The sequence below is a fragment of the Bradyrhizobium tropiciagri genome, assembly GCF_001189845.1.
Lineage (GTDB): Bacteria > Pseudomonadota > Alphaproteobacteria > Rhizobiales > Xanthobacteraceae > Bradyrhizobium > Bradyrhizobium tropiciagri.
On record NZ_LFLZ01000048.1, the window covers coordinates 1 to 12,166 of the forward strand.

Annotated in this window: 10 protein-coding genes; 5 read left to right on the forward strand and 5 right to left on the reverse strand. The window is 66.1% G+C overall.

Annotation, left to right across the window (positions count from 1 at the left end):
- Positions 1 to 3,157: apolipoprotein A-IV repeat region-like domain-containing protein (locus AKN84_RS29975; protein ID WP_488226067.1), on the reverse strand; the 3,157-nt coding region annotated here is incomplete at its 3' end.
- Positions 3,158 to 3,536: 379 nt separating this feature from the next.
- Between AKN84_RS29975 and AKN84_RS29980 the strand changes: the two genes are divergently transcribed.
- Together AKN84_RS29980 and AKN84_RS29985 are read left to right on the forward strand one after the other, a co-directional pair.
- Complete coding sequence (locus AKN84_RS29980) at positions 3,537 to 3,914, forward strand: Hpt domain-containing protein (RefSeq protein ID WP_050424118.1); 378 nt, start codon at positions 3,537 to 3,539, stop codon at positions 3,912 to 3,914.
- Between the two features lie 160 nt (positions 3,915 to 4,074).
- Positions 4,075 to 4,395 carry a 2Fe-2S iron-sulfur cluster-binding protein gene (locus AKN84_RS29985; RefSeq protein WP_050424119.1) on the forward strand — a complete coding sequence of 107 codons (321 nt, stop codon included), beginning with the start codon at positions 4,075 to 4,077 and terminating at the stop codon, positions 4,393 to 4,395.
- A gap of 6 nt (positions 4,396 to 4,401) precedes the next feature.
- Here AKN84_RS29985 and AKN84_RS29990 read toward each other — a convergent pair whose 3' ends face one another.
- Positions 4,402 to 4,863, reverse strand: a complete 462-nt coding sequence (locus tag AKN84_RS29990) for an acyl-CoA thioesterase (RefSeq protein WP_050424120.1) — start codon at positions 4,861 to 4,863, stop codon at positions 4,402 to 4,404.
- A 163-nt stretch (positions 4,864 to 5,026) separates the two neighbouring features.
- On the opposite strand from AKN84_RS29990, the gene AKN84_RS29995 reads away from it, so the two are divergent.
- Positions 5,027 to 6,055 (forward strand): NAD(P)/FAD-dependent oxidoreductase, encoded by a 1,029-nt coding sequence (locus AKN84_RS29995; RefSeq protein WP_050424121.1) that lies wholly within the window; start codon positions 5,027 to 5,029, stop codon positions 6,053 to 6,055.
- A gap of 127 nt (positions 6,056 to 6,182) precedes the next feature.
- Positions 6,183 to 6,755, forward strand: coding sequence for a DUF2147 domain-containing protein (locus AKN84_RS30000; RefSeq protein ID WP_050424173.1), 573 nt, complete (start codon positions 6,183 to 6,185; stop codon positions 6,753 to 6,755).
- Between the two features lie 62 nt (positions 6,756 to 6,817).
- Here AKN84_RS30000 and AKN84_RS30005 read toward each other — a convergent pair whose 3' ends face one another.
- From AKN84_RS30005 to AKN84_RS46165, 3 genes are all read right to left on the reverse strand, one after another.
- The gene (locus tag AKN84_RS30005; protein ID WP_050424122.1) at positions 6,818 to 8,776 is read right to left on the reverse strand and encodes an SGNH/GDSL hydrolase family protein; all 1,959 of its coding nucleotides are present in this window, start codon (positions 8,774 to 8,776) and stop codon (positions 6,818 to 6,820) included.
- A 115-nt stretch (positions 8,777 to 8,891) separates the two neighbouring features.
- Positions 8,892 to 9,968 (reverse strand): lysylphosphatidylglycerol synthase transmembrane domain-containing protein, encoded by a 1,077-nt coding sequence (locus AKN84_RS30010; protein ID WP_050424123.1) that lies wholly within the window; start codon positions 9,966 to 9,968, stop codon positions 8,892 to 8,894.
- A gap of 23 nt (positions 9,969 to 9,991) precedes the next feature.
- A complete protein-coding gene (locus AKN84_RS46165; protein WP_128971274.1) occupies positions 9,992 to 10,306 on the reverse strand; it encodes a hypothetical protein in 315 nt (104 codons plus the stop codon).
- Positions 10,307 to 10,571: 265 nt separating this feature from the next.
- Here AKN84_RS46165 and AKN84_RS30015 point away from each other — a divergent pair, with 265 nt between their 5' ends.
- Positions 10,572 to 11,990, forward strand: coding sequence for an MFS transporter (locus AKN84_RS30015; protein WP_167351884.1), 1,419 nt, complete (start codon positions 10,572 to 10,574; stop codon positions 11,988 to 11,990).
- The last annotated feature ends 176 nt before the right edge of the window (positions 11,991 to 12,166 follow it).

A 12,166-nucleotide genomic window follows, 5' to 3' on the forward strand; every position in this document is an offset into this window, starting at 1 on the left:
CCTCGCGGGCGGAGGCGACGATGGATTCCGCGGTGGCGGTGCCGGCAGTCGAGAGCGAGTGCTGCATGTCGGCCGCGAGCGAGCGGACGAGGTTGGCGGCTTCGGTGGAAGCGCCGGCCAGCGTGCTCTGGGCCTCACGGGCGGAGGCGACGACGGCTTCCGCGGTTGCGGAACCGGCCGTCGACAGCGAGCGCTCGACGTCGCCGGCGAGCGACTTCACTTGTCCCGTAACGTCGGTCGAGGTCGAGATCAGCGTGGTCTGGGCCTCGCGCGCACCGGTCATGATCGCTTCGGCGGCAGCAGAGCCGGACATCGACAACGATGCCTCGACATCGGCGGCCAGCGACTTGACCTGACTTGCGGCTTCGATCGAGGCGCTGACCAGCGTGGTCTGCGCGTCGCGGGCGCCCGACAGCACGGAGGCTGCGGTGGCGCTGCCGGCCGCCTGCAGGGTGCGCTCGACGTCCTCGGACAGCGCCTTGATCTGCGAGGCGACGTCGCCGGAGGCGGACACCAGCGAGACCTGCGCATCGCGGGCACTGGTGAGGATCGAGTTGGCGGCGCTGGTGCCGACGGCGGTCAGCACGCCCTCGACCTCGGCCGAGCTCATCTTGAGCTGGTTGCCGACGTCGGCTGACACGGTGAGCAGCGCCTGCTGCGCGGTGCGCGCGCCGGTCTGGATGGTTTCGCTGGTGTTGACCACGAGGTTGGTCAGCGAGCGCTCGGCGTCCTCGACATGCGACTTGATGCTCGACGACAGCAGCTCTGCGCGGGACATCAGGTCCTCGCTGGCCTGGCGGCCGCTGCTCTCGATGCGGCCGGCGACGGCCTCGACGCGCGAGCCGAGCAGGTCCTCGAACTGCGCGACGCGGGTGTCGATGTCACCGGCGATGACGCCGACACGGCTCTCGATGCCCTGCTGGATGTCGGCAAAGCGCGCCGAGATCGTGTCGGTCAGGTTCGAACTGTGGCCGCTGATGGTCTCGACGAGGCGGCTGTTGTGACCGTTGATGGTGTCGGCGAGGCGGGTGCTGTGGCCGTTGATGGTGTCGACAAGGCGGATGCTGTGGCCGTCGATCGTCTCGGCGACGCCGTTGATACGGTGGTCGACCGCGGCGATCGCCTGCACGGTGCCCTCGGTCAGGGTCGTGGTGAGCAGGCCGAGGCGCGAGTCGATCGAATGGATCGCCTGGGTGGCGCCTTCGGTCAGCTGCGTCGCGAGCGTGCCGAGATGGCCGTCGATGGTGTCGGTGACCGACTTGGCGCGGCTCTCGAAGGTGACCTCGATCGACTTCATGCGGCCGTCGATCGCATCGTCCAGCGACTGCAGGCGGCCGTCGAACGAGCCGATCCTGGTGGCGAGTGAGCTGTCGAACGACGACAGCTTGTCGGTCAGCGAGGCGTCGAGATTGGTGACGCGGCTGCCGAGCGTGGTCTCGAACTGCAGCAGGCGCTGGTCGAGCGAGGCGGTGATCTCGCCGCTATTGGTGGTGACGCGATTGTCGAAGGTGTCGACATAGGTCTTCAGGCTGTCGGCGATGTCCTGGGTGCGCTGGCCCATGCGCTCGACGATGTCGCCGCCGAAGGTCTTCACGGTGCGGTCGAATTCCGAGATGTGGCGGGTGATCAGCGCGCCGAGCGTGCCGGAGTCGCGGGCGAATTTCTCGGCGAGCTCGCTGCCGTGGTTCTTCACCAGGTCGTCGAACGCGCTCATCTGCAGCGACAGCGAATCGTGCGCCGTCTCGGTCTGGCCCACCACCTTGGCGACCAGGGAATTGACGGTGACATCGAGCGCCTCGCTCGCGCGGTCGCCGGAGGTCATGATCTGGCCGGCGAGGCGGTTGCCGGCGTCGTCGATCTTGCTGACGAGGTCGTTGCTGCGCAGCTCGAGCTCGAGCAGCAGCGAGTCGGCGGAGTTCTTCAGGGAGTCGTGGACCTCCTCGGTGCGGTCGGAGATGCCGTCGACGATGGCAGACGAACGCTGCTCGAACTCGCCGGTGATGCGGTCGATGCGCTCGTTCAGCATCTCGTGGACGCGGTCGGCCAGATCGACGAACTCGTCATGGACGTGGCCGGTCTTGAAGTTGAGGCTGGTGGTGAGCCGCTCGGAGGCGTCCATCACCGCGCGCGTGGTCTCGGCACTGGCTTCCTCAAGGCGGTCGAGCAGGTCGCCGCCGCGCTCGCCGAGCGCGAGGATCATGTTGTCGCCGGCATGGCTCAGCGCGGTCGTGATGTGCTGGCCGCGCTCTTCCAGCGCGCCGGTGATGCTCTTGGCGACCTCGTCGACGCGCGAGGCGATCGCGTCGGAAATCAGCGCGATGTCGTGGCGCAGGTCGATCTGCACGCCGGAGATCGCGCTGCGCACCTGCTCGGCCTGGCCGACCAGATTGTCGCGCTGGTGGGCGATGTCCTGCAGCAGCGCGCGGATGCGCACTTCATTGTCGGAGTACGCGCGTTCGAGTGCCGCGACCTCGTTGGCGACGAGGGTCTCGAGTTCGCCGGCGCGCGCGATCGCGCGTTCGACGCCATCGCCCATCGCCGCGACCTCGCGGCGGATCGCCTGGCCGACCGTCACCATGGAATCGGCGGCGGCGTTTTCCGGTTCGGAGAATCGCATTGCGACCTGCGCCATCGATTGCGCGATCATCTGCATGCGCTGGCCGTGCGCGGCGAGGCTGGCGAGATAGTAGAACAGCAGGATCGGAACGGCGAACAGTGCGGCGAGGCCGGCGAGCACCAGGACGCCGGTGCCTTGAGCCATCGACGCTTGCAGCGCAGGCCAGAAGGCGATGGTGAGGATCACGCCGCCGAGCAGCCAGGCGCCGGAGCAGACGAAGAACAGCGTGAAGGCGTTGCGGGCGCGCCCTCCCTGCAGCGTCTGCAGCATCTGACCGATGGTCTCGCGATCGTCATTGGCGGCGCGGCGAGGGGCACGCGGTTCTTCGATCGGCTCGAAGGCCGAACGATCGGAATTCGGACGCTGATCGAACGAGGTGGCGGAAAAATCCGCGGACGATGGCGGCAGGCTGGGCGGTGCCGCGCCTTCGTTGAGGGGGCTGCGGTTTTCCGCGCCCTGTTCGCTGATGTTGAGGGCTTCCTGGATGGCAGAAAGCGCGACTTCGGTGGGATCTTTGACCTTCTTGGGAGTGTTCGCCATGTTCAGTCTGAGCCCTCTCACTATTTTACGCGTCGGCGAGCCTGCGATCGTCCCCACGCAAGCTCGAAGCCGGTGCCCACAAGCGGAGCGCAAGCGCCCCCTCGGCGGCTTGTCCGCTACATCCGCAAACATCCTATGGGGAGAGTGATGCGAATGAAATGCTTGCGATTAATACTTTCTTAATCATCGTTAACAGCTTTGCGCCATAAGGCCTTATGGGTACTCGAAATTCCCCTCCCAGAGGGCCGATTGTGTCCGGAAATTGTCCAGAATCAGGCGGTTTTGCCGATCATCCCGACAACAATTCGTTAACCAGTTTCGTGATTGGCTCGCCCACGGTCCGCCGGTGAAGACCCGGCAGAGACGACAGGGACAGGCCATGCCGCTTCATCTCGAACGCGTTGAATGGATGCAATCGCCGCCGCTCGCGCCTGGCGACGGCCCGATCGACGTCGATCACCTCCGGCGCATGACGCTGGGCGATCCGGGGCTGGAGCGGGAAGTGCTGGCGATGTTCTCGACCCAGTCGGCCCGGATCCTTGGCGAGCTGGCTGCCCTGCCGCCCGAAGCGCCGACCCATGCCCACACCCTGAAGGGTTCGGCCCGAGCAATCGGTGCCTTCGGCGTCGCCGAGGCGGCCGCCAACCTGGAAACCGCGCTGGCCGGCGGTTTCGATCCGGCCCAGCCCCTTGCAGCGCTCGGGGCCGCGATTGGCGAGGCGCGCACCGCGATCGAGCTGATTCTGGGCCGGTCCTAGGCTTCCCCATCTCCACGGCCAGCCGCAGCGGCCGGGATGCCACCCGGGCCGGCCGGCAGGTTTTCGGTCTCCGCGCTGGCGCTGTGCGGATCGACCCGTTATACGACTGCCCGGGACCTTTCCATCCATCCTCCGGCGCATTCCGGCAGCACGAGCAATCATGGCCAAAATCCACTTTATCGACCATAGCGGCGAGAAACGCACAGTTGAGATCGAGAACGGCGCGACGGTGATGGAAGGCGCGATCCGCAACGCCATTCCCGGCATTGAAGCCGAATGCGGCGGCGCCTGCGCCTGTGCGACCTGCCATGTCTATGTCGATGAAGCGTGGCGCGAGAAGGTCGGCGCGCCGTCGCCGATGGAAGAGGACATGCTGGATTTCGGCTTCGACGTGCGCCCGAATTCGCGGCTGTCCTGCCAGATCAAGGTGACCGACGAACTCGACGGCCTGGTCGTGTCGACGCCGGAACGGCAGGCCTGATATCCGTTACTCGCCGTCCGGGTTCACACCGCGACGGACCCAGCGGCGGAAGTTCTCCCTGACCTCCGCCGGCAGCGGCGTCGGCCTGCGCGTGGCCTCATCGATCATCACGGTGACCGCCTTCGCCGACGCAACGCATCTCCCTTGCGAAAACACCACCTGATCGAAGGTGGTCGACGTCCGCCCGAACTTGACGAGACCGAGCCCGAGCTCGATCCGGCCCGGCCAGTGCAGCTCGGCGCGGAAATGGATGTCGAGACGCACCATGATCCAGCCGAGCCCCGCCGGCATCAGCCCCATGCTGCGGTCCTTCACCAGCGTGACGCGGCCGGTTTCAAAATAGCTCGCATAGACGGCGTTGTTGACGTGCCCGTTCGGGTCGAGATCGGCAAAGCGCACATTGTCGGACAGCCGATATGGAAAGTCTTCCAGGCGCAGTGCATCGTCGGCGCGGACAGGGGCATTCACGAGGGGGATCTCCGTCGGTTTCCTGCCCATACAGCCGAGTTGCGCAGGCTCGGCAAGGGGTTGCCGCGCCAGCCGCTGTCCCTATTATGCATGTCACGATCCGGCCCACTTGGCTGGACAGGCGAAAAGCCGTCCAGTCGACCTCAACTGAAAAGAAGCGGACATGAGCGAAGCGATCAAGACCGATGTGCTGATTATTGGCGCGGGCCCCTGCGGACTGTTCGCCGTGTTCGAACTGGGCCTGCTCGACATGAAGGTGCATCTGGTCGACATCCTCGACAAGATCGGCGGGCAGTGCGCCGAGCTCTATCCCGAGAAGCCGATCTACGACATTCCCGGCATTCCCTTCGTCACCGGCCAGGGGCTCACCGATCAGCTGCTGGAGCAGGTCAAGCCGTTCAATCCGACCTTCCATCTCAACGAGATGGTGGAGAGCATCGAGAAGATCGGCGATCCCTTGTTTCGCGTGAAGACCGATGCCGGCAAGGAGTTCGAAGCCAAAGTGGTGGTGATCTCCGCGGGCGGCGGTTCGTTCCAGCCGAAGCGCCCGCCGGTGCCGGGCATCGAGGCCTATGAAGGCACCTCGGTGTTTTATGCCGTGCGCAAGATGGAGCAGTTCCGCGACAAGAACATCCTGATCGTCGGCGGCGGCGACTCCGCGCTCGACTGGACGCTCAATCTGCATCCGATCGCCAAGCGCATCACGCTGCTGCACCGGCGCGACGATTTCCGCGCCGCGCCGCACAGCGTCGAGCAGATGCGCACGCTGGTTGCCGACGGCAAGATGGATCTCAAGATCGGCCAGGTCACCGGGCTCGAAGGCGCTGGCGGTCAACTCTCGGGCGCCGCGTTGAAGGGCAACGACAATGCGATGTCGACGATCGCCTGCGATACGATGCTGCCGTTCTTCGGGCTCACCATGAAGCTCGGTCCGGTCGCGAACTGGGGCGTCGCGCTGGAGAACAATCTGGTGCCGGTCGACACCGCGGCGTTCGAGACCAACGTGTCAGGCATCTTCGCGATCGGCGACATCAACACCTATCCGGGCAAGCTCAAGCTCATTCTCTCCGGCTTCCACGAGGGCGCGCTGATGGCGCAGAAGGCGCACCGCTACGTGTATCCGGACAAGCGGCTGGTGTTCCAGTACACAACCTCGTCATCAAGTCTGCAGAAGAAGCTTGGCGTGAACTGATTCCGCTCCAGCAGCGACCAATGCCGGGGGCATGGGCCATTTCCCGCGCGGCGCGGGTACTGGAACGCTCCGTCAAATGGCCGTAGTCTGCGCGTAGTCGAGTTTTTGGATTGATCAGGTGATGATGATGCGGAACACGCGATCCAGACTTCGGCTGATCCTGGCGCTCGCCGCGGCCTTTGCGCTAGCTGCTCCGCTCGCGGCGTCCGCGGCCGAGCTGTCGGCGGCCGGCCTCTGGCAGAAGATCGAGGACGGCAAGCCCGAGGGCTGGTTCCTGGTGATCGAGCGTAACGGCCTGTACGAAGGCATGATCGCCAGGATGTTTGCAGCGCCCGGCGATCCGCCTAATCCGGTCTGCTCGAAATGCACCGACGATCGCAAGGACATGCCGTGGCTCGGCATTCCGCTGATCCGCGACATGAAGCGCAACGGGCTCGCCTATGAAGGCGGCAACGTGCTCGATCCGCGCAACGGCAAGGTCTACAAGGCCAAGATGACGCTGAGCGCCGACGGGCAGACGCTGACGATGCGCGGCTATCTCGGCATCTCGCTGTTCGGCAAGGACGAGGTCTGGACCCGGCTGCCCGACACCGCGATGGCGCAGCTCGATCCCGCGATCGTCGCCAAATATCTGCCGGCGCAGGCCGCGGCGGTGAAGCCGCCGCCGCCGGCGCCCGTGCCGGCGACGAAGCGGCACTAGGACTTTTCACACTCCGATCGAGATCACGTTCGCTCGCGTTCGCCCTCGCACGGCGCGAGCGTTCAGCGCTGCTCCGGTGCCGTCGGCAATGGTGCGACCGGCTCGGAAAGCACCTCGGGCACCGTGGTGTTCAATTGCAGCACGGTGGCGGCCGCGGGCACCGCTGCATCGGCCATCGCCGCGTGACCTTCGGCGCTGGGATGCACCGCGCCGCCATACACCGCCGACAGGATGCCCCATGTCGCGTCGTGGATGTCGGTTGGCTGCATCGATGACGGCAGGCCCTGCGGGTAGGTCATCGCCGCGAAATAGCTGTCATTGGCGTCGCGGATCCAGCGCGCGCGGGGCAGGTAGGCGCGGTATTCGCCGGCGCTGCGGCCGCATTTCAGCGGCTGGCTCGCCGCGGCAACGATGTCGGAGACGAAGCTGTCGCCGTTGGCGGCGAAGCAGTCGCGGTCGAACTCCGGATCGTTCGATGCGCGCGCGCAGAAGCCGTGGCTTGCGAACGCGTCCTGATGCGCATCGACGAAGGTCATGCGGTCGGCCTGCGGATTGCGGCAGATGATGCCGGACTGGCACTGCGCGATCGCCTTGAGCTGCGGCAGGAACTCGTTCTGCACGAAGCTCGAGACCGAGGCGAGCCGCTTCGGATCGGCGTTGAACGAAGGATGGATATCGAAGCCGGCGCGGCCGCCGGGGCAGGGCGCTCCGCCATTGGCCAGCGCCGGATTGGCATAGGCCGTGTAGATCACGCGCGAGAGGTCGCCGCCGAGCAGCGGCTTCAGCGCATCGCGCAGCTTGGCGAAATCGGCCGGCAGGTCGCGCGCCAGTGCCGAACGCGCATCGTCGACGCTGGCCATCGAGCCGCCCTGGCTGAACAGCGTACGTTCGGTCGGCGTGTCGACGATCACGTTGGCGACGAGGCCGGAGAAGTAGATGTCGTTGGCGCCGATCGACAGCAGCACGAGATCGAGCGCGCGGTCGGGCTGCCGGCGCTTGGCGGCTGCGAGGGCCGTGCGCAGCTCGGCGATCTGGCCGTTGACGGTGCCCGAGCAGGTGTTGGCGGTTTTGGTCGGCAGACATTCGCGCGCCTGCTGCGAGCCGAGCAGCCCGTCGGCGATGGTCGCGCCGGTGCAGGCCAGCGGCAGATAGGTCACCGCGATGTGCGGATATTGCACGGCGAGCGCAAGCGCGGTGCGGGTCTGGTAGCTGTACAGCGAGCGATGACAGGCCGAGTTGAGCCACAGCGCGCTGTGGCGCTGCCAGTTCGCCAGGGTGTCCGGCGCCTCGCAGGCGCGCCCGCCTTTGAAGCCGGCACGGCTCGGCCGGTAATATTGCGCTCCGCCGAGATAGGAGCGGAAACAGAATCCATCGTCGGACAGTGCGATCGCGCGATCGGGATTGCCTTCGCCGGATGCGATGCTGTCGCCGAGGCCGGCGATCAAGAGGTCGCGCACCGCGATCTGCGTCGTCACGCGCTGGTTGGCGTCCGAGCCGCTGGCCACATCGACGGTTGCGACCGTGGTGCGGCCGTAGCGGACGCGCAGATTGACCGGCTCGGCGCAATCGAAGGTTTGGGATTGCGGCCCATCGCCGTCGTCGAACGACCAGGCGCAGGTTGCACCGACCGGAACCGGGCCGGTGAGCCGCACGACGATCGGGTGATCGATCGGCGTCAGATAGCTTTCCTTGACGTTGTCGCGGGTGCAGGGCTCGCTGACGCGGCCCTGCAGGTCGATGCAGAGCCGGTTGACCGTGTTGCGCGCCCAGCCGCGGCCGTCGCTTTGCAGTTCCAGCGCCTGTTCCGAGGCCAGCACGCTGCGGCCGAGGCCGCTTTCGACATGCAGGCGGAAGTCGCGTTCCTCGCGGAACAGGCGGAAGCGGTTGCGGACCTCCCAGGAGATCGAGAGCTGGGTATCCTGCGCCTCCGCGGCTGAAGCCAATACCGCCGCAAGCGCGCTGCCGAGCAGCACGCTGCAGACCGTCACACGAAACGAAAATCGAACCAAAAAGCCAATCATGGCGCGGTTTGACGCGAGTGGTACGGCGAAAATAAGAGAAGCGGCTGCAGGGATCAAAAATCCGGGATCGAACAAACCCGGGCCGGGGCTGATAACATTGCCGATAGCGTCGCTGTTACCGTCTCAGCCGCCTGATCTGCTGCTGCCGGCTTTCGATCGGTTGCCGCACGGTCGCCGAAGCCGTGCAGGCTTGGCTGAGTCGTTTTCGTTCCTGCCATGGCCGCACCACGTTGAGCCACAGCTCGCGCATGCCCATGATCGAGATCGAAATCCCGAACGGGATCAGGAAATAGAGGATCCGGAACACGACCAGCGTCGCCAGCAACTGCTCCTTGCTGAACTCCGGCAGCGCCACCAGCATAGCGGCGTCGAACACGCCGATCGAGCCGGGGGCGTGGCTCGCAAAGCCGAGCAGCGTCGCCAGGATGAACACCACCGCCAGCGAGACGAAGTCGATATGTGGATCGGTCGGCATCAACAGATACATCGCGAGCGCGCAGAAGCCGAGATCGACCACGCCGATGATGATCTGCAGCAGCGTCAGCTTGGCCGAGGGCAGCACCACCTTCCAGCCGTTCTGGCCGAGCTCGCGGCGCTTCTCGCCGGTCAAGAGCCAGACGAAATAGGCGCCGATGCCGGCAAGGCAGCCGAGCGCGATCAGCCGGTTCATCGCCGGCGGCAGCAGGTCCATCGCCGATGCCGCGGAGGGGTGCCAGGCCATGCCGAAGCCGAGCACGAACAGATTGCCGAGCCAGAAGGTCAGGCCCGAGAGAAAGCAGATCTTGGCGACGTCGATCGCGGACAGGCCGTAATCGGAATAGATCCGGAAGCGGATCGCGCCGCCGGTGAAGACGGTGGCGCCGATATTGTGGCCGATCGTGTAGCTGGTGAAGCTCGATAGTGCTGCGATGCGGTAGGGGACGTGGTTCTTGCCGATCGTGCGCAGCGCGAAGAAGTCATAGAAGGTCAGCGTGCAGAACGCTCCGACCACGCAGAGCGCCGCGAGCGCGATCCGGTGCGGCGCGATGTCGGTCAGCGCGGTGAGGATGATCCCGGTATCGACGCCCTTCAGGGTGTGGACCAGCGTCGTGATCGCGAACACGATGATGAGCACGCTCGCAGCGATCCCGAGCCGTTTCCAGCCGATCTTTTCCTTGAAGCCACGCCCGAGCGTGGTCAGCAGCCGAAGCATTCATCCTCCCGGCAGGGACAATTTCAGTGGGACCCGGTCACGGACGGCGACGGGTGACGGGCAAACGCACCGTACGCGATGACCCATAAGGCAAAACCGATGCGTTGTGCAGCCCTTGACAAGCCAACCTTCGGCTCCTGTCCAGCGTTGTTGTCATACTCGCTACATATGTTCTCGCTCTGCGGAATGTGAGTCGGGGCCATGCCGCGCGCCGCGGCGGGACCGCTGCGTGTTCCCTTCGATCGGCCATTCACAGCGATTTCGCCGGCATTTTTGCCGGTTTTGCCGCCGTTGCGGGGACTGCCAGAGCGGAACGAATAGACGATATGCATCGGCATGGGGAGGTCGGGGCCGGCTGCGGCGTTTACTAAAGCGTGAAGTCGATACGCGCATCTGCGTGATCGGGCTGTGAACCGCGGTTGGGGCCGGAATGAGGCGGCCGGAGCCCGGTCCGTAGGTCTATTGAGGCAAAACGCCGCGCAACATCGTTGCGGCCACACGGCCCGGCCGCCATCGCAATGCCACACTTCGATCGATGGCGAAGTATCAATGAGAAACGAAGACCTATCTCTCGCATTGGTCGCGAAGAGCGAGGTCAAGACCATGCAACGGACATCCCTGAACCTCCGGCGCGTGCCGGATCAGCGCGCGGCGTCGCATCGGCGGCCGGCCGGGCTTGCGGCGACGTTGACGCTCGCTGCCATGAGTCTCGGTTACGGCGTCGTGCAGCTCGACGTCACCATCGTCAATACGGCGCTCAACGCCATCGGCGCCTCGCTCGGCGGCGGCGTGGCCGAGCTGCAATGGGTGGTCAGCGCCTACACCATCGCCTTCGCCGCCTTCATCCTGACCGCGGGCGCGCTCGGCGACCGGATCGGCGCCAAGCGCATTTTCATGGCCGGCTTTGCCATCTTCACCGCGGCATCGCTCGCCTGCGCGGTCGCGCCTGATGCCGCGACGCTGATCGCCGCGCGCTGCGTGCAGGGACTGGCCGCGGCCATCCTGGTGCCGAACTCGCTCGCGCTGCTCCGCCACGCCTATGCCGACGAGACGGCGCGCGGACGCGCGGTCGGCGTCTGGGCCGCCGGCGCCAGCCTTGCCTTGACCGCCGGCCCGTTGGTCGGCGGCGCGCTGATCACGCTGGTCGGCTGGCGCGCGATCTTCCTGGTCAATCTGCCGATCGGCCTCGCCGGGCTGTGGCTCGCCTGGCGCTTTGCCGGCGAAACCACCCGCCATCAGCAGCACCGGCTCGATCTGCCCGGGCAACTTGCGGCGATCGCCGCGCTCGGCACGCTGGCCGGCGCGCTGATCGAAGGTGGTGCGCTTGGCTGGGACAGCCCATTCGTGATCGCAGGCTTCGCGCTGGCTGCCGTCTTCTCGCTGCTGTTCGTCTGGCGCGAGGCGCGCGCGGCGCAGCCGATGCTGCCGCTCTCGCTGTTCAGCCACAGGATGTTCGCGCTGACCTCGATGGTCGGCCTCTTGGTCAACGTCGCGTTCTACGGACTGATCTTCGTGCTCAGCCTCTACTTCCAGCAGGTCAACGGACTATCCGCGTTCGCAACCGGCCTCGCGTTCGTGCCGATGCTCGGCGCCGTGCTGCCCGCCAACCTGGTCGCGCCGCATGTCGCGGAGCGGATCGGCGCGCCGGCGGCCATCGCATTGGGCGCCGCGATCTCGGCCGCCGGATGCCTGGCGATGCTGTTGATCGGTCCCGGCACGACCTATCCCGCGATCTGCCTGCAACTGCTGGCGATCAGCGGCGGCCTCGGCCTCCTGGTGCCGCCCTTGACCTCGACGCTGCTCGGCAGTGCCGAGCCGCAGCATGCCGGGATCGCGGCCGGGGTGCTGAATGCGACCCGGCAGACCGGCAGCGTGCTCGGCGTCGCGCTGTTCGGCTCGATGGTCGGCCGGTCCGCGGCCTTCATCGCCGGCCTGCATGCGGCCCTCGTGATCTCCGCCGGCGTCTTGCTTGCCGCCGCCGCGCTGGTCTGGATCGGCGCCTCATCACCAGCGCGGCGGTGAGCGAAGCTTGCTCCTAACCGGCGGCCGCCGATGGGCAGCCGAGCCTGCCGGCCGAATTGTGTGTGAGGACTGCGGTTTTCCTCGACGGTACTCCGTGCATTCAAGGCTTCTTCACCATGCGTGGAACCTTGCTGCGGTGCGTTACCGTTCGTACACGAATACGCTTGTTCTTATGG

Coding starts and splice junctions, on each gene's coding strand:
- AKN84_RS30010 (WP_050424123.1), bottom strand. CDS start 9,968: ATGCTTCGGCTGCTGACCACGCTCGGGCGTGGCTTCAAGGAAAAGATC.
- AKN84_RS30005 (WP_050424122.1), bottom strand. CDS start 8,776: ATGATTGGCTTTTTGGTTCGATTTTCGTTTCGTGTGACGGTCTGCAGC.
- AKN84_RS30015 (WP_167351884.1), top strand. CDS start 10,572: ATGCAACGGACATCCCTGAACCTCCGGCGCGTGCCGGATCAGCGCGCG.
- AKN84_RS29995 (WP_050424121.1), top strand. CDS start 5,027: ATGAGCGAAGCGATCAAGACCGATGTGCTGATTATTGGCGCGGGCCCC.
- AKN84_RS29985 (WP_050424119.1), top strand. CDS start 4,075: ATGGCCAAAATCCACTTTATCGACCATAGCGGCGAGAAACGCACAGTT.
- AKN84_RS46165 (WP_128971274.1), bottom strand. CDS start 10,306: ATGCCGATGCATATCGTCTATTCGTTCCGCTCTGGCAGTCCCCGCAAC.
- AKN84_RS30000 (WP_050424173.1), top strand. CDS start 6,183: ATGCGGAACACGCGATCCAGACTTCGGCTGATCCTGGCGCTCGCCGCG.
- AKN84_RS29980 (WP_050424118.1), top strand. CDS start 3,537: ATGCCGCTTCATCTCGAACGCGTTGAATGGATGCAATCGCCGCCGCTC.